Consider the following 16,500-nt stretch of genomic DNA (forward strand, 5'->3'; position numbering starts at 1 on the left):
GTCAAGTGTGCGACCAGAAATAATTTCGTGCGGGAATATAAGCACGCTCTATTTTTAATTTAAGTGTCGCGAGGGCGGCGCTAATGGAATGCTGTTGCCCCGGACGATCGAGATGACTTACCCCAACGCAAAATCCTCGATACGTCGACTTGCCGGGGCATCCGCATTGGCCGAGCAGAAGAATTCGAAAACCGACGGTGCGGCTTCAGGGAAAGTTCGCTGAAGAGTCGGTGTGATGATGTCCCGGGCGATCGCAACGGCTTCACACGCGATGGTGTCGGTCATGGTCGACCATTCAGAGCGCCGGGTCAGAATGAACATGTCACGCTGACCGAGCCGCATGTTGGGCAAGGGGATCACCGTTGTGCTTCCGAGTAGGGCGCGATACCGGTAGAGACAAAGCGGAGTGGTTATCGCGCAGCCGAATCCGGCGTCAACAAGGCTGAGGAGTGCTTCCGTGCTGTCGAGTTCATATCGCTTCGGCGCGAACACGCCTATCTGACGCATGAAGCGCTCGATCTGCGCTCCCATTCCCGAGCCGGCGCTGTAGCGTAGGAGAGGGAGTTCTCGCACGATCTGTTCGAGCTGACGATGGTCCGCGAATTTCTTCGGGGCAATAGCAACGAACTGCTCGGATAACAACGGACGTGCTTCGATCTTTTCTATGTCCGCTGCTGCGTCGCTGCATATTGCCAGTTCCAGGTCGCCAGCGGACAGTCTGGCACTGAGCGTTTGAGTGGAGCCCGACGAAATCGTCAGGTCACTGACTCGTGGACCCAACAACTGAACGAGGTGCGGTCCGAAGATCGCGGCGAACGATTCGACGCAGCCAATTCTCAGGCTTCGGGCCTGAGTGCCGGCAGCCGACCGCACATGCAATGCGACTGCGTGAGCGTGTTCAAGGAGTCCGATGGCACTCGAGAACAGGATCTTGCCAGCAGCGTTTGGCCTGACTGGCCGACAGTCCCTGTCGAATAGCGCGACGCCCTGTTCTCGCTCCAGGGATGCGATCAATTGACTGACCGCGCTCTGCGTGACACCCAGGACTTTTGCGGCCTGTGTCATGGATCGCGTTTCGCAGACTGCCACGAATGCCTGAAGTGCACGGAGGTCCACTCCAACGGTCGCAGTTCGCATATCCACCTCCATCTTGGGTGAATGGTGCCGCGAGACTGACCGGGTCGAGCTAATCCAAACGATTCTTGAAACTAGCATAAGCGGCCGTTATGTCTACCGCCTGGCAAATTCGTCCGTTCTACGATCCGCCTCCGTTGATCGTCGATATGCGATCAGAACCCTGGTGCGCACGATGTCCTTACGGGCGTGTCCTTCTCCCTATGCTCACAAGTATTTTTGAATATGAACGCGCAAGGTTTGCTAGAGCAATTTGGTCCACGGGAAGCAATGGAATATGACATCGTGATCGTTGGCGGCGGCCCGGCGGGTCTTGCCGCCGCGATCAGGCTCAAGCAGCGCGCCGTCGAAAGAGGCGTCGAAATGGGCGTCTGCGTACTCGAAAAGGGCTCCGAGATCGGGGCACATATCCTCTCGGGCGCCGTGATGGACCCGCGCGCGTTGAATGAACTGATCCCGGACTGGAAGGAAAAAGGCGCGCCGCTGGACGTCGAAGTGACGGAAGACCGCTTCCTGTTCCTCTCCGAAACGGGCGCCAAGGCCGTGCCGAACTGGGCACTGCCGGACAACTTCAAGAATCACGGCAACTATGTGATCAGCCTCGCGAATGTCACGCGCTGGCTGGGCCAGCAGGCCGAAGCGGTGGGCGTCGAGATCTTCCCGGGCTTTGCGGCGGCGGAAGTGCTGTACAACGACGATGGCTCCGTCAAGGGCGTCGCGACGGGCAACCTCGGCATCGGCAAGGACGGCCAGCCGACCGAGAACTTCCAGCTCGGCATGGAGCTGCACGCGAAGTACACGCTGTTCTGCGAAGGCGCGCGCGGACATCTCGGCCGGCAACTGTCGGACAGGTTCAAACTGCGCGATGGCGCCGATCCGCAGGTCTACGGCATCGGCATCAAGGAACTGTGGGAAATCGATCCGGCGAAGCACAAGCCGGGGCTGGTGATTCACACGGCCGGCTGGCCGCTCGACAAGCACACCTACGGCGGCTCGTTCCTCTATCACACCGACAACAACCAGGTGATGGTGGGCTTCGTGGTCGGCCTCGGCTATTCGAACCCGTACCTGTCGCCGTTCGAGGAATTCCAGCGCTACAAGACGCACCCGGAAATCCGCAAGTTCCTCGAAGGCGGCAAGCGTGTGTCGTACGGCGCACGCGCGATCACGGCGGGCGGGCTGATGTCGCTGCCGAGGCTCGTGTTTCCGGGCGGTGCATTGGTCGGCGATGACGCGGGCTTCCTGAACGCGTCGCGGATCAAGGGTTCGCACGCGGCGATCAAAACGGGCATGCTGGCCGCCGACGCCGCGTTCGATGCGGTTCAGGCCGGCCGTCAGTCGGATGAACTCGCCGCGTATCCCGAGTCGTTCAAAACCTCATGGCTGCACACCGAGCTGTACAAAGCACGCAATTTCAAGCAGTGGATGAGCAAGGGCCTGTACGTCGGCACGCTGATGGTCGGCATCGAGCAGAAGCTGCTGGGCGGCAACGTGCCGTGGACGCTGCATCACCAGCACTGGGATCACGAGATGCTGAAGCCGGCTTCGCAGTGCAAGCCGATCGACTATCCGAAACCTGATGGCAGGCTCACATTCGACCGGCTCTCGTCGGTGTTCATCTCGAACACGAATCACGAAGAGAACCAGCCCGCGCATCTGACGCTGAAAGATCCGTCAGTGCCCGTCAATCTGAACCTGCAAACCTATGCAGGCCCGGAGGCACGCTTCTGTCCCGCGGGGGTTTATGAATTTGTTTCTGGCGATGAAGGGCCCCGGCTACAGATCAATGCGCAGAACTGTGTGCACTGCAAAACCTGCGACATCAAGGACCCTACTCAGAACATCGTGTGGGTCGCGCCAGAGGGAGGCGGCGGCCCCAACTACCCCAACATGTAGACGGCGCGCAAACTGTACGCGTTCAACTGTGGGGAGCCGACGTTGCTGCTTTGGACATGTTCATCTTCCAGATCTGTCTGGTCGCGTCGTCGATCATCCCGTGGAAGATGCCGATGACCTCGCCAAGCGTCACGCTCGCCGCAACGCGATGCTCGATCCAGAGCCCGTGAACGAGCGCAAGCGCCTGAATGGCGTGGATTCGTGCCATTGTGTGATCGCATCCAGCCTGCCGCAGATCGAAGATGAAGTTGGATCGCAAGCGCTTCGAAAATGCCGCGCAGAGTCGCTGTACTTCCGGATCGTGAGCCGACGAACTCCACATGTGCGGCCAAACGTTGGCAGCACCAGGGCTCATCACCTCGTCGCTGAAGCACATGTCTGCCGTGAACTTCATCCGCTCGACGGGATCTTCGATGCCACGCCGGCCGCTGGTCAACTGATCGCGCACTCTGCGAATCATATGTTCGAACGTTTTATAGACGAGGCTCTTCTTGTTTTCAAAGTGATGATGAACCAGGCCGACTGACACACTCGCATGTTCGCTGACTCGCCGGATCGTCAAATTCTCGAGGCCGACATCACCGACGACCGCCAGCGTCGCATCGATAAGCCGCAGCCGCATTCCCTCGTAGGGACCCGGATCTTCCTTCCGGTCATCCTTTGCAGCGGCTGACGTCGTCGTTGTTTGCATTGCTCCCTCGTCTGTTCTGTGCCCGCCGTCCCGACGAACTGTGTAAGTGCGCCAGTTTACCCCGAACGTGCATTTGGACCTGATTTACCCGATCCGTCGCGAAACCTTGGCAGCACGGTTCGCGAACGGACCTACCCGGCTCCCTGGACTGAACAAGTGTTCATGACGAGCGACGTCAAATATGCAGTGTCGTTGAACGATAGTTCACGTGATTGGTGTTCTCTGTGTAGGTAAATACCCCAACACTTGTCAGAATACGACGTTTACAGCGAAAACAGCATTGAAAAATTATTTTTGACATCCAAAAATCGCGTATATAGTGAGCCTCAAGCGCAGTGAGATTGAACGCATGTTCAGCTTAAGGCAAGCTAATAGTAGCGATCGTTTACGTTTTGACTGGTCGATGGTTCAGCCCAGGGCGCTACGGTCGGGCGTTGATTCCGCCGATGCGTGGTCGAACTCCATCAACGTGGGACCTTGGTGAGTTCGGTCAGCGACGCGTTGATCTTGCAAAACCGTCGACGCGTTAGTGCCACAGTACACGACGCAATAAGTAGTAGACCTTATCAGTGGTCGAGGACAGAAGAGAGCGTCCGGCTCGAGCAGATGATCGGGCAAACGGAGGCGCAAAGCATGCCAATCGGCGTGACGCCTGGTTCTTTTTTCTTTGCGATACGACGGAATGATGGTTTGAAGTTGGCAGTTCATATCAGGAGCGTTTTTCTTTTTAACCGAGACGATTGGCTTCACCGTGCCACTAGACGTCAATAGGAAGGACAAAAGCATGAAACTGGAAATCAAGCATTCAGCGAAGATTGCGTTGCTGGTCGCGACGGCGGCTGTGAGTGTCACTGCTAGCGCGGCTGATATCGTATTTGCGAGCTGGGGCGGCTCCTACCAGGACGCCCAGATCGCAACTGCGGTGAAGCCATTTGCTGCAAAGGCCGGCACAAACGTGAAGAGCGACGTCTATAACGGCGGCATCGCGCAGATTCGCAGCCAGGTTCAAACCAACAACGTGACCTGGGACGTTGTCGACATCCAGATGGCCGATGCCATTCGGGCGTGCGATGAAGGACTGCTGGAAAAGGTCAATGTCGCCGCGCTGCCTGCAGCCAAAAACGGCACGCCCGCGAAGTCGGATTTCCTGCCCGGCGGTGTCACGGACTGCATGGTCGGCAACGTAGCGTGGTCGACTGTCATTACCTATAACAAGGAAGCCTTCAAGAACGGCGAGCCGAAGACCGTCGCGGACTTTTTCGATCTGAAGAAATTTCCCGGCAAGCGGGGCCTGCGGAAATCGCCCGAAGCGGCTCTTGAATGGGCGCTGCTCGCTGATGGCGTAAAACCGGCTGACGTGTACAAGGTCCTGGCTACACCGGCGGGCGTCACCCGCGCGTTCAAGAAACTGGATACGATCAAGTCCTCGATCGTCTGGTGGGAAGCGGGTGCTCAGCCGCCCCAACTCCTCGCCGACCGCGAGGTCTCGATGACGAGCGCTTACTGCAACCGCATCTGGACCGCCATTGCTCAGGACAAGAAGCCGTTCGGATTCGTGTGGGATGGGGAAGTGAAGAATATCGAGGGCCTCGCGGTCGTGAAGGGTACCAGGAACCTGAAGGCCGCGCAGGAATTTCTTAACTTCTCGACATCGACGGAACAGCTCGCGAAGCTCGGTTCTGCGACTGCATTGGGACCGATGCGCAAATCGTCGATCTCGATGGTCGATCCTTCAGTCAGCCCGTATCTGCCGACCAACCCGGCAAACGAGAAGACAGCGGTCGACGTCGACGTAGCCTTCTGGGCAGATCATTCCGACGACCTGAATCAGAAGTTCGCAGTGTGGCTCGGCACCAGGTAACTGATCACGCGGGAGGGCGCACTCACAGTAGAGATGTCGCCCACCCGTTTGCGAAGAGTGCAGATGAGCGTGACACCTGCCCAATGTCGGTTGCAGTGGATGTCGCGCTCTGCGTTCTCCTGCCGTTGTCAAAGTCTTGCGCGCGGCGCGAATGCTCCCGTCGTGTGTGATAGTTCAGACAAGAAGGCACCAAAGAGCGAGAAATGGCGATGTACGGCTGCGCATCGCGTGCAGCAAGTTTGGCGTGTTGTAGATGCCGCCGCCTGGACCCGGATCGATCCATTCGCCATCGCACTGCCGGAACTCGCCAGGACTCAGCAGTACATACGCCTCCTGTGGCGGATGGCTGTGATCCGGATAGCGGGTGTTGGGAAGCATGAGCGTGATGCCTAGCTGAACGTCGCTTCGGCTTTCGGCTCCTCCGGGTCCGCAAACGAAGCCGTTCGCGTGTCGTTCGACGTAGCCTTGACTACCGTTGACGCCGGAGGTTCTTCGGCGCCACCCGAGAAGGGGCTCAACCGACTTGAGTGCCTTTGCAATATCACTGAACCGTGCATCTCCAGAAAGCGCCGTTAGCGATGCGTCAAGCCATTCACAGGCCGGATACCGTGCACTCAACCTCTGTCCATCGTCCGACGGAACCTCCAGTCTTGCGAATACCGCCTCGGCCATCTTGCGGGCCTCGGCGGGAAGAAGATCGGATGCAAAGTGCTGTCGGGCGACATGGATGAATTCGTTCACAACATCGGGGCGGCTTGTCATCGGTACCTCGCGATTGAAGACAGTGCAATAGCTAAAGGGCAAATGTGGCGAGTCCGATGATGATCCGCGGGATCGGCTCTGCCCATTACCTAAGCGGCGCTTATGATCAATACAACACGGGCCAAACCTGGCGGAGCGGCCGTTTGACGGGAGTATGTTGACTCGTGGGTTGGTGGGAGGACATCTGATCCGTAGAACCCGACCGGATGTGCCGCCGAACGCCGTAGCGGCCGGATACAACCGGAATGGACCGGGATCGGTATCTGGCGAGACGGACGAGCGGCGGCGCGTCCGCTGGACGCGGTGACACCTCGCGCGATGTCGAGAAATATCTTTTTGGCAACGATATACGAAACGGGAAGATCATGACTTTCAAACGCACTTTCCACGCCGTCGAGACTCACTCCGGTGAGCCGATGCGCGTGATCACGGGCGGCGTTCCCCATATTCCGGGCAACACAGTCTATGAGCAGATGAAGTGGCTCGAAGAAAACGATGACCAGATCCGCATGCTGATGCTGCGGGAGCCGCGTGGCTATCCGCCGCTATGCTGCAATCTGGTGGTACCGGCGAAACATCCGGATGCGGCAGCGGGCTACATCATCATGGAACAGGTCGAGTATCCGGTGATGAGCGGCGGCAACACGATTTCGGTTGCCACCGTGCTTCTGGAAACCGGGATGATTCCGATGCAGGAGCCCGTCACGGAGTTTCAGCTGGAAGCGCCGGCAGGGTTGATCGGTATCAGGGCAGAGTGCAGCAACGGCAAAGTGACCTCGGTAACGTTCCGGAACGTGCCGGCATTTGCGGCCCACATCGAGAAGGTCATCGACGTGCCCCATCTCGGCAAGGTCACTGTGGATGTGGGCTGGGGCGGCATGTTCTACGTCATTGCCGATGTTCGACAGTTCAAGGGGCTCGAGCTCAAGCCCGAACATGGTCGTGAGATCACCAGAATCTCTGCGCTGATCCTGAAGGCGGCCCAGCAGCAGTTGCCCGTCGCACATCCGCACTATCCTGGATACGGCATCACGATCGCGCAACTGTCCGGTCCGACCGACAATCCGAAAGCAGACTGGAAGAACGCGGTCACGGTTGCGAGCGGGGAGATCGACTTTGATAACCCGGCAACATGGACGGGCGCTATCGACCGCTGCCCCTGCGGAACGGGCACGTCGGCGAAGATGGCCACGCTTCATGCGAAGGGCCAGCTCGATCTGAACCAGCCTTTCCGGCATGAAGGCGTGTTGGGAACGGTGTTCACGGGAAACCTCGTCGAGCAGACGAATATCGGTGACATCAAGGCCGTCGTGCCGACGATCTCTGGCCGTTCGTGGATCTATGGCTACAACACCTATGTGCTCGACCCTGATGATCCGTTCGTGAACGGCTTCACGCTGGGTGACATCTGGGCCTGACGCATCGCGGTCTTGTTGGACCGTCTGTCGCAACGCATCAGCATGCGTGTGGACGATACGAGCGCGGTGCAGCGGCTCGGCTCGTCCACCGTTTGCATTTGGGTGATGAGACTATGAGATATGAGAGTGAAGTAGCGCGGCAGATAGCGTTCGAGGCGATCACGACGGCGGGAGCAAATGAGGCGATCGCTCATTCGCTCACCGAGGCGGTGATATCGGCCGAGCTTGCCGGCAGCAAGGCGGTTGGCTTTGCGCATCTTCCGGACTACCTGGACGGCTTTGTGAAGGGCCGAATTGCGGTGAATGCCGAGCCGCAGGTCACCTTTCCGGCCCTGGCGGCCGTGCGGGTTGACGCGCAGCGTGGAATCGCACAGCTCGCCTACGATCGCGTCTTCGATGAGGTCGTCGAAAGGGCGAAGACATACGGCGTCGTCGCGCTCGCCATATCCAACAGCTTCACGGTCGGTGAGCTTGGCTACTACACGCGGCGGCTCGCGGAAGCAGGTCTCGTTGCGTTGGGTACGTGCAATGCAACAGCACAGATGACCACGCTCGAAAGCGGAAAGGCTATTTACGGCACCAATCCCGTGTCTTTCGCTGCGCCAGTGGCGAACGATCGGCCTCTCGTGATCGACCAGGCGTCGAGTGCCACTGCGTTCGTCAATGTTCGAAGGGCTGCCGAAGCCGGAGAGACCCTCCCCGAGGGCTGGGCGGTGGATGAACAGGGCGAGCCCACCACCGACGCGAAAGCGGCGATCAACGGCCTGTTGTTGGCATTCGGTGGCGCCCGGGGAGCCAACATCGCGATGATGATGGAGATTCTTGCGGCAGGCATGACCGGGGGCAACTGGTCAATGGACGCGCCGCATTATGCGCAAGGAAGCCAGACGCCAGGAGTCGGGCTCTTTCTCGTGGCCTTGAAGGCCGACGTCTTTGCGGAAGGTTTCGAAGCCCGCGTCGCCGCACAGATCGACAGACTGGCGCAAGCGGGTGTCCGCATTCCGGGTAGCCACATCAAGGTGCGTGAGATCGACGTTCCGGATGACGTCATGGAGAAGGTGCGTTCGTTTGGTCGCGCCACCAGGTAGGTAACAGGGTCCGCGATTGCGCCCACCAGGTGATCGGCTGGCGTCAGGTGTGCGGTTGGACCTGACGCCAGCAGGCTCGTTAGATGCCTTGTTCCTTCAGTTTCGCGTCATACCAGCGGCAGAACTGGTCGAGTGCCGCCTCCGTGTACTGCGAGTAGGGGCCGGGGACGTAAGCAGGGTCCTGCGTGCCACTGTGAGTGCCTTGCACAAGGTCGGCATCCTGCTGGTTGGTTGCCAGCCATACTTCAGTAAGGGCCTTCACGTCGTAATCGACGCCCTCCACGGCGTCTTCGTGAACGAGCCATTTCGTGCGGACGAGCGTCTTGTCCGGTGCGATCGGAAGAATGAAAGCGACAATCGAATGGTCACTCATCACATGGGTCCACGAATTGTGGCCCCACATATGAACATCGCCGAGATCGCGGCGCGTGAGGTCTCCCATGAGCCTGGTGCTCGCCACCTTGGTATTCATCGTTTGCGATTCGTTGCTTCCGGCGATCACGAGGCGCTGGGTGCGGAAGTTCGTATGAACGCTTTCGTCGAGCGACTCGAAGGTCGAACAGATATAACCTTCGCTTTCCCAGTTCTCCTTGTTTGCCGCGTTGCGCGCCACATAGGTGTGATAGGAAGCCATCTCTTCTTCTCCGAGACCATCCGGACAGAAGCCGAAATCTTCCGGGAGAAACGAGTTGGTCAACTCGGGATGAGTTCCTTCGCAGTGGTAGCACTCGCGATTGTTTTCCATCACCAGCTTCCGGTTGCCGTTCTCGATGAGCTCGGACTCGAAAGCGATCTTCGTGCGTTGCATTTGATGCGGCGCGAAGCGGGGCGTCATCACCTCTTCCAGCTTCGCGATGTCGGCGGGGGGATCGTCGGACAGACACACGAAGATATGCGCGCCGACCACCTTCGTGTGAACCGGGATCAGGCTCCGGCATTTCGCGTCGAAATCCTTGCCCATATGGGAGGTGTGCTTGAGGCTGCCATCGAGGTCGTAGGTCCACTGGTGATAAGGACAGACCAGCATGCCCACGCTCGCCTTTCCGGGCTCCTTCATGATGCGCGATCCGCGATGGCGGCAGACGTTCCGGTACGTGCGGATGTTCTCGTCATCGTCACGAACGATCATGATCGATGCCTTGCCGATCTCGACGGTCGATACGTCACCGGGTTCGGGAACGTCGGCTGTTACGCCGACGAGAATCCAGAGCTTATTGAAGAAAACATCGAGATCGTTTTCGAAGACGTCCTGACGGCTGAAAATCTCGCCGGGGAATCCGCAGCCGGGCACCCGGCTGTCCAGTAGTTCACGATGGGTTTTGACGGGGATGACAGACACTTTTTGCTCCAATCACGTTGTATTTCAGCGGGGCGAAGGCGTAAAGCCGCAATGCCAGTATTGAAGTGCAAATTTGGAGCGTCAACGGTCTTTTATTGTGCTGCCGGTATTACTCTATGTTATGCGAAACTTTACGCTCTCGTGGTTTGGGGAACCGGCGCCGTTTAGCTGATCCGCTGCGGGGAAAACCCCTGGCATTCGCGCAACATGCGCGAGGTTGGACCGCGCTTCATTACTCAAGCAGAGACAGTCAGAGATGAAAATTACAAGAGGTCCCAAGGGATACCGACGGATCATTCCGTCAATGACCGCGCTCGTCGAATTTGAGGCGGTTGCGCGTCTGTCGAGCTTCACGAATGCGGCAGCGGAACTCGGAGTGAGTCAAGCCGCAGTGAGCCGGCAGGTCAGGTTTCTCGAAGAGACGCTCGACGTAAAGCTCTTCCATCGCTTGCATCGGTCGATATCGCTCACCGTCGAGGGGGAATCGCTTTACCTCGTCGTCGCCGAGTCGATGCAGAAGATCGCGGGCGTCTTCGATCGCCTGTCGACCGGAATCGAGCAGCAGGAGCTGGTTCTTGCGTCCACCGCCGCCTTCTCCCAGCTTCGACTTCTGCCGCGCCTGGCGAACCTGAAGAAGCTACAGCCGCGCTTGAAGCTCCGATTGACGACCCAGATGTTCACCGCTGATCTACGGCATAACGAGGTGGATGTAGCCGTCAGGTTCGGTGACGGCACCTGGCGAGACGGTTCATCGACGTTGCTCTTCGATGAAGAGGTCTTTCCCGTATGTTCACCGCGTTGGCTGCGGGAAAACGCGGCGCCTCAGTCTCTTGAAGAGCTGGCACAACTCCCGCTGGTCGAATCCGACTCGACATCCGAGGGATGGATGGGATGGGATGAGTGGTTCACGTCTGTGGGACACCGTCCACCAAAGCTCAACTATGCGCTCCGGTGCAGCATTTACACCGACGCAGTGCAGGCAGCGCGGTACGGCCAGGGCATTGCGCTCGGCTGGGGGCGGCTGGTCCACGATCTGCTGGCATCAGGCGAGTTGGTGAGACTTGAGACGGCCACATGCAAGATGCGGGACGGCTACTACATCGTGGTGCCGCACGGCAGATCGATCACTTCATCCATCACCGGACTCATCGAATGGCTGAACGAAGATCCGTCTGCGATCTGACAGGATACGCGCGGTACAAACAATCTCATTGGAGGAAAAAGCATGAAAGGCTATTGGCTCATTTTAGGCGAGGACGTTAAAGATCCCGATGCGCAAAAGCGATATGGTGAGCTATGGGCACCTATTGCCGCAAAGTACGACGCGAAGGTTAGAGTTCCCGATACGGATGCCGTGCTTAAAGAGGCCCGAACGACCAAACGAGTGGTCGTTGTCGAGTTTCCATCTTATGAACAGGCGAAGGCGTGCTACGCCGACGCGGCCTATCAGGAGGCCGCGAAATTTGCGTTACAGGCGTCGAAACGGGAGTTGCTGGTTCTGCAGGGTGAGTTGAGCTAGATGCCTTTGCATCATTGCGGCCCGCGCCTACGTCGGCATCGTGATGCAACGGGCGGCGCAGGGCGCTGCAGACGGAATGTGACGGTTAAATTACCGTGTCGCGAGCGAGATGAGATAGCTTGGACCGCACGTCCTTCCACTCTTCCGCGCCGGGTAGAGGCGGTTGCCGTGTCGTGATCGCAGGCCATTCTTTGGCGAGCGAGGCGTTGAGCTCGATGAAAACGTGCTGCTCGTTTCCCGCAATGTCCTCGGCCGAGGAGATGGCGTCGACCGGGCACTCGGGGGCGCAAACGCCGCAATCGATGCATTCGTCCGGATCGATGACGAGAAAATTCGGACCTTCGCGGAAGCAGTCGGTGGGACAGACCTCGACACAGTCTGTATAGCGGCACTGGATGCAGCTCTCGGTTACAACGTACGTCATTTCTCCTCCGGGGCGTGCAAATGAATCGGGTTGTGGCCCGCGCAAGCGGGCCGCCTTGCCGAAGTTACGCTTCGATCGCGAGTGGCTCCGGCGTCTCTGATGTCGCGCCCGGCACATATCGGCCCGTGTGTCTTGTGACAAGCTGCAGGGTTTTGTGCGGTGCGTCCGCGTCGGTTTCGAAGAAGAACTTCTTTTCTCCGAATGCAGGAACGAGATCATGGAGCCACGTCGCATCAGGATCGAACTTCGCATAGAACGGACGGCGGACCCACTCGGGCTTCCGTGCTTGCAGGAACTGCAGCGCGAACACCTTTTCGCCAGCGATCTCGACGATGCCGTCTACCACGACCTTGCCCGGGAATGCGCTCATCGAAGGTCCACGGACCGTGCGAGCCAGGCCTGATACGGAACTGTAGGCGGACTGGAAGATCTCGTACGCCCGTGCGAGCGGCAACTGGAAATAGTGGCTCGGGCCCGTATCGCGTTCGACAAACATGTAGTAAGGAATGGCGCCCAGCCGTACGCCCGTCGTCCAAAGTTCTGCCCAGCCCTTCGGATCTTCGTTGATATGACGGATCAATGGGGCTTGCATGCGCAGCGTCGCACCCGTCGATACGATTCGCTTCACGGCCCGCTGTGCGATAGCGGTTCGAAGCTCGGCCGGGTGATTGTAGTGGCCCATGATCGCCATGTTTTTACCGGCGGCCACGACCTTTTCGAACAGCTGCAGCAGATCATCCGAATCCTTGTCCGTCACGAAGCGCTGAGGCCAATACGCAACGGACTTCGTGCCGATACGGATATTCTGGATGTGCGCGAGCTCGGGGACGAGCAGCGGCTCGATGTAACCCGCGAGCGAACGAGTGTTCATGATGAGCGGGTCGCCGCCGGTGATCAGCACGTCCGTAACCTCGGGGTGCAGCTTCAGATACTCGACCAGTTCGCTCGATTCGCGCGCATCGAATTTCAGATCGTCCATGCCGACGAATTGCGGCCAGCGGAAACAGAACGTGCAATATGCGTGACATGTTTGCCCGGCGCTGGGAAAGAAGAGGACCGTCTCCCTGTATTTGTGCTGCAGACCACTCACTGGCTGTCCGTTCATAAAAGGCACGTTGTGCGTCATCTGACCGGCGGGATGGGGATTCATCGCCAGCCGGATGCTGCGAACTGCATCCTCGATGGCGGCGTCATCCTTCTTCACCAGTACGAGGTCTCTCAGGTTCGAGTAGTCGGACGGAGAGAGCATGTCCTGGTGCGGGAACGTCAGACGGTAGATCGGATCGTCGGGGACATTGTTCCAGTCGATCAGTTCGTCCATCACGTACTGGTTGGTCCGGAACGGCATAACCCGGGAGACAACCTGTACGGCTTCGCGAAGTTCTTCCGGGAGTAACTGCCATTGAGGCGCCTGGCTGATCGTCTGGCGGGTATAAGGCTTGAACTTTGCAGGAAGCAATTCGGAAGTCATGAAGCATCCTTTGTAAAATGGACAATCATATAAATAGGAATGCAAAGCAACGATGCAATTCGTGCGCGACAGAGGCCTGATGGCCAGAAGCGAGCGCTACAGCGCTGACCCACTCATCCGGATGATCAGAGAGATAGTGAAAGCAATTGAAGGCAATCGGACCGGGCACTCCCCGTATGTCATGGAAACCATTGTTACTTCATGGTCGGCGGGCGGCAAACGATATAAACTCGCAACGTTGTGCGTTTGAGGAATGAACGTGAGGCGAAGAATTCCGAGTATCGAAGCACTGATCGCTTTTGAGGCAGCAGCGCGCCACCTGAGCTTCACCCGCAGCGCCGAGGAACTGGCTTTGACCCAGAGCGCCGTCGGTCGTCAGGTGGCGAGCCTTGAGGATTATCTGGGTGTACCGCTTTTTAACCGTGTGAAGAAGAGGCTCAGCCTGACCGAGGTCGGTGAGGTCTACGCGAGGCAGGTTCGCGAAGATCTTGACCGGATAGAGCGCAATGCCCTGGCCGCAATGGCGCATCGGAACGCCGGTGGGATTCTTGAGCTTGCCGTCATTCCGACGTTCGCGACGCGGTGGCTGATTCCGCGGCTTCCACAGTTCTACGCGGAGCATGAACACGTTACGGTCAATCTGACGACACGGGCCGAACCATTCCTGTTCACAGACACGCCGTTCGACGCAGCTATTCACTTCGGCGACCCCGTATGGCCCGGGTCCATAACGACCTATCTCTTCGGTGAGGAGATGACGCCTGTTTGCAGTCCGCGGCTATTGCAGGGAAGAAAATCGCTCGAGCCTCAGGACGTCACGAAGTTTACGTTGCTTCACCAGTCAGCAAGGCCGGATGCATGGCGGCAATGGCTCGCACAGGCGGGCATCGCTGACGACGTCGACTGCATGCGAGGGCAGCGTTATGAACTGTTCTCGATGCTCGTCGAGGCGGCGCGTGCGGGATTGGGCATTGCACTTGTTCCTCGGTTCTTCGTATCACACGAGGTGGCGACGGGAGAGCTAGTGCTGCCGTTCAGCATGTCTCTGCAAAGCGAAAAGGGATACTACTTTGTCTTTCCCGAGTCGAAGCAACATTCACCGCAATTGCAGGCGTTCGCGCAATGGCTGCTTGCGGAAGCTGGCCGATATGCCGAACGCGAAAAATGACGATCGTGGCTCACGTGATAGTGTCGCTATCGATTGCACACTTCTATCTCACACGGCGACTTCTGCGGTCGTGACATCCCGTATCACACGGTGTGCGGCAGCTCGACGCATGTGAATAATGTGCCTTCTTTCGTCCTGCAGTGACCGCTATGAAATCAAAGCGCAGTTAAGCTCATCATTTGGGTTACTGATATTAGACGGATGTCCCGGCTTCCTCGGCATGATGAGAAAAGACTAAACCATCGAGGAAGCCGGTTTCCTTTTCCTTATACGAAGAGGCGCAGGCTTTGACACGGTCCGCTGTTCGCTCGCAGGCGCTCGAGGCGCGAGCGCAATGATGTTTCGATTGCAGCGGTGATTCCATGCATATCCGACAAGGTCTCCCTACCTCCGACGTAACCGTCGGGAAATACCCGACGTATCAGCTTGGCTCGGGCTGGAACGCGATGCTGCCCGAGCGTCCGAAGCCTTCTCGAACGAGCATTCGGCGGTTCGGCACGATTGTGATCGGCGGAGGATACACGGGTCTGGCTGCCGCGCGCCGCATCGCAGAGATGCAGCCCGACCAACCGGTGCTGGTACTCGAAGCCTCGACCATCGGCGAAGGCTCATCCGGCCGGAATTCGGGTTTCGTTATCAATCTGCCTCACAACACCAAAATGGGTGGGCACACCAGTCCGCTGGAAGTCGCTCGCAAACAGATTCGCTTGTACGAGGCAGGCTTACGTTGGCTAGAGCAACTCGTTCACGAACATCGAATTGACTGTAGCTGGAACCCGGCCGGAAAGTTCCATGCCGCGGCAAGCGATTCGGGCGTAGAGAATCTCAAAGCATCGTTGGCTCAATACCGCGAATGGGGCGTGAACTTCGAAGAGTACGATCGCGATGCGCTGCGGGAAAAGCTCGGCACCAGCTACTACCGTTACGGCTTTCATTCGCCCAATAACGTTTTCGTCCAGCCTGCCGCACTGATTCGGGGGCTGGCTGACAGTCAGCCGTCAAACGTCGTCCTGGTCGAGAGCGAGCCCGTCATGGCGCTAAGCGAGTCGTCTCCTTTCCGTATCACGACATCCGAAGCGGAATACACAGCTGATCGCGTCATCCTGGCCAACAACGGATTCGCCAAAGCGTTAGGCATACTGCGCGACAGGCTGATCACGATCTTCACGTATGCGGCCGTCACTCCTACGCTGCCCGAGTCCGAGCTGAAGAAGCTTGGCGATACCGAAGAGTGGGGCGTCATACCGGCCAATCGCCTGGGCACGACACTGCGCCGCGTTCACGGCGGTCGTTTCATGGTGCGCAGCGCCTACTCCTATGAGCGAGAGCAATCCCCCTCCGATACGCTGACTGAGTTGACGAGCTGCTATCAGCGCCGCTATCCGAACATGAAATCTCATGCTTTCGAGTACGTGTGGGGAGGGACAACGGCGTTGACTCGCAACGGCGCCACGTTCTTTGGAGAACTGCGACCTGGCCTGTTTGCGTCGTTGGGCTGCAATGGAGCGGGCGTGCTCAAGGGCACAACATACGGCAAGTTGCTGGGCGAGATGGCCATGGGTGCGCAGTCTGCGCAACTGTCCGATGCGCTCAGTCTGGAAGGCCCGAGCTGGCTACCTCCGGAGCCGATCAGACGCATTGGCGTCGTTTCATCGATCAGGTATCAGGCCGCACTCGCCGGTCGTGAACGCTAGTCACTCACCGCCCAAGCCACTCGAAAAGGAACGAA

The 16,500-nt window shown here is 58.4% G+C and carries 14 protein-coding genes; 8 read left to right on the forward strand and 6 right to left on the reverse strand.

Annotated features, from left to right (window positions below):
* Window positions 1–117: 117 nt before the first annotated feature.
* On the reverse strand, window positions 118–1,215 hold the full coding sequence (locus BMW76_RS13735) for a LysR family transcriptional regulator (protein WP_090865796.1): 1,098 nt from the start codon (window positions 1,213–1,215) through the stop codon (window positions 118–120).
* Between the two features lie 144 nt (window positions 1,216–1,359).
* Here BMW76_RS13735 and BMW76_RS13740 point away from each other — a divergent pair, with 144 nt between their 5' ends.
* The gene (locus BMW76_RS13740; protein WP_090865798.1) at window positions 1,360–3,030 is read left to right on the forward strand and encodes an electron transfer flavoprotein-ubiquinone oxidoreductase; all 1,671 of its coding nucleotides are present in this window, start codon (window positions 1,360–1,362) and stop codon (window positions 3,028–3,030) included.
* A gap of 22 nt (window positions 3,031–3,052) precedes the next feature.
* On the opposite strand, the gene betI is transcribed toward BMW76_RS13740, so the two are convergent.
* Window positions 3,053–3,721 carry a transcriptional regulator BetI gene (gene betI / locus BMW76_RS13745; protein ID WP_090865799.1) on the reverse strand — a complete coding sequence of 223 codons (669 nt, stop codon included), beginning with the start codon at window positions 3,719–3,721 and terminating at the stop codon, window positions 3,053–3,055.
* A gap of 784 nt (window positions 3,722–4,505) precedes the next feature.
* On the opposite strand from betI, the gene BMW76_RS13750 reads away from it, so the two are divergent.
* The gene (locus BMW76_RS13750) at window positions 4,506–5,582 is read left to right on the forward strand and encodes an ABC transporter substrate-binding protein (protein WP_090865800.1); all 1,077 of its coding nucleotides are present in this window, start codon (window positions 4,506–4,508) and stop codon (window positions 5,580–5,582) included.
* 174 nt (window positions 5,583–5,756) lie between these two features.
* Here BMW76_RS13750 and BMW76_RS13755 read toward each other — a convergent pair whose 3' ends face one another.
* Window positions 5,757–6,344: a dimethylsulfonioproprionate lyase family protein gene (locus BMW76_RS13755; RefSeq protein WP_090865801.1), complete on the reverse strand. Its 588-nt coding sequence runs from the start codon at window positions 6,342–6,344 to the stop codon at window positions 5,757–5,759.
* Between the two features lie 365 nt (window positions 6,345–6,709).
* On the opposite strand from BMW76_RS13755, the gene BMW76_RS13760 reads away from it, so the two are divergent.
* Together BMW76_RS13760 and BMW76_RS13765 are read left to right on the forward strand one after the other, a co-directional pair.
* On the forward strand, window positions 6,710–7,762 hold the full coding sequence (locus BMW76_RS13760; RefSeq protein WP_090865803.1) for a proline racemase family protein: 1,053 nt from the start codon (window positions 6,710–6,712) through the stop codon (window positions 7,760–7,762).
* Between the two features lie 113 nt (window positions 7,763–7,875).
* On the forward strand, window positions 7,876–8,850 hold the full coding sequence (locus BMW76_RS13765; protein WP_090865805.1) for an Ldh family oxidoreductase: 975 nt from the start codon (window positions 7,876–7,878) through the stop codon (window positions 8,848–8,850).
* 79 nt (window positions 8,851–8,929) lie between these two features.
* On the opposite strand, the gene BMW76_RS13770 is transcribed toward BMW76_RS13765, so the two are convergent.
* Window positions 8,930–10,189 carry an aromatic ring-hydroxylating oxygenase subunit alpha gene (locus BMW76_RS13770; protein ID WP_090865807.1) on the reverse strand — a complete coding sequence of 420 codons (1,260 nt, stop codon included), beginning with the start codon at window positions 10,187–10,189 and terminating at the stop codon, window positions 8,930–8,932.
* 304 nt (window positions 10,190–10,493) lie between these two features.
* Between BMW76_RS13770 and BMW76_RS13775 the strand changes: the two genes are divergently transcribed.
* Window positions 10,494–11,372 (forward strand): LysR substrate-binding domain-containing protein, encoded by an 879-nt coding sequence (locus BMW76_RS13775; protein WP_218162532.1) that lies wholly within the window; start codon window positions 10,494–10,496, stop codon window positions 11,370–11,372.
* A 42-nt stretch (window positions 11,373–11,414) separates the two neighbouring features.
* Complete coding sequence (locus tag BMW76_RS13780; protein ID WP_090865809.1) at window positions 11,415–11,708, forward strand: DUF1330 domain-containing protein; 294 nt, start codon at window positions 11,415–11,417, stop codon at window positions 11,706–11,708.
* Window positions 11,709–11,793: 85 nt separating this feature from the next.
* Here BMW76_RS13780 and fdxA read toward each other — a convergent pair whose 3' ends face one another.
* Window positions 11,794–12,132 carry a ferredoxin FdxA gene (gene fdxA / locus BMW76_RS13785; protein WP_090865811.1) on the reverse strand — a complete coding sequence of 113 codons (339 nt, stop codon included), beginning with the start codon at window positions 12,130–12,132 and terminating at the stop codon, window positions 11,794–11,796.
* A gap of 64 nt (window positions 12,133–12,196) precedes the next feature.
* Window positions 12,197–13,603 (reverse strand): KamA family radical SAM protein, encoded by a 1,407-nt coding sequence (locus BMW76_RS13790; RefSeq protein WP_090865813.1) that lies wholly within the window; start codon window positions 13,601–13,603, stop codon window positions 12,197–12,199.
* A gap of 259 nt (window positions 13,604–13,862) precedes the next feature.
* Between BMW76_RS13790 and gcvA the strand changes: the two genes are divergently transcribed.
* Window positions 13,863–14,771 carry a transcriptional regulator GcvA gene (gcvA, locus tag BMW76_RS13800; RefSeq protein ID WP_090866091.1) on the forward strand — a complete coding sequence of 303 codons (909 nt, stop codon included), beginning with the start codon at window positions 13,863–13,865 and terminating at the stop codon, window positions 14,769–14,771.
* A gap of 362 nt (window positions 14,772–15,133) precedes the next feature.
* The gene (locus BMW76_RS13805; protein WP_245763213.1) at window positions 15,134–16,465 is read left to right on the forward strand and encodes an NAD(P)/FAD-dependent oxidoreductase; all 1,332 of its coding nucleotides are present in this window, start codon (window positions 15,134–15,136) and stop codon (window positions 16,463–16,465) included.
* Window positions 16,466–16,500: the final 35 nt, after the last annotated feature.

The sequence above is a fragment of the Paraburkholderia diazotrophica genome, from assembly GCF_900108945.1.
Taxonomy (GTDB): domain Bacteria; phylum Pseudomonadota; class Gammaproteobacteria; order Burkholderiales; family Burkholderiaceae; genus Paraburkholderia; species Paraburkholderia diazotrophica.

Coding starts and splice junctions, on each gene's coding strand:
- BMW76_RS13765 (WP_090865805.1), top strand. CDS start 7,876: ATGAGATATGAGAGTGAAGTAGCGCGGCAGATAGCGTTCGAGGCGATC.
- BMW76_RS13805 (WP_245763213.1), top strand. CDS start 15,134: ATGCATATCCGACAAGGTCTCCCTACCTCCGACGTAACCGTCGGGAAA.
- BMW76_RS13790 (WP_090865813.1), bottom strand. CDS start 13,603: ATGACTTCCGAATTGCTTCCTGCAAAGTTCAAGCCTTATACCCGCCAG.
- BMW76_RS13740 (WP_090865798.1), top strand. CDS start 1,360: ATGAACGCGCAAGGTTTGCTAGAGCAATTTGGTCCACGGGAAGCAATG.
- BMW76_RS13760 (WP_090865803.1), top strand. CDS start 6,710: ATGACTTTCAAACGCACTTTCCACGCCGTCGAGACTCACTCCGGTGAG.
- BMW76_RS13775 (WP_218162532.1), top strand. CDS start 10,494: ATGACCGCGCTCGTCGAATTTGAGGCGGTTGCGCGTCTGTCGAGCTTC.
- BMW76_RS13750 (WP_090865800.1), top strand. CDS start 4,506: ATGAAACTGGAAATCAAGCATTCAGCGAAGATTGCGTTGCTGGTCGCG.
- BMW76_RS13735 (WP_090865796.1), bottom strand. CDS start 1,215: ATGCTAGTTTCAAGAATCGTTTGGATTAGCTCGACCCGGTCAGTCTCG.
- BMW76_RS13780 (WP_090865809.1), top strand. CDS start 11,415: ATGAAAGGCTATTGGCTCATTTTAGGCGAGGACGTTAAAGATCCCGAT.
- BMW76_RS13755 (WP_090865801.1), bottom strand. CDS start 6,344: ATGACAAGCCGCCCCGATGTTGTGAACGAATTCATCCATGTCGCCCGA.
- fdxA (WP_090865811.1), bottom strand. CDS start 12,132: ATGACGTACGTTGTAACCGAGAGCTGCATCCAGTGCCGCTATACAGAC.
- betI (WP_090865799.1), bottom strand. CDS start 3,721: ATGCAAACAACGACGACGTCAGCCGCTGCAAAGGATGACCGGAAGGAA.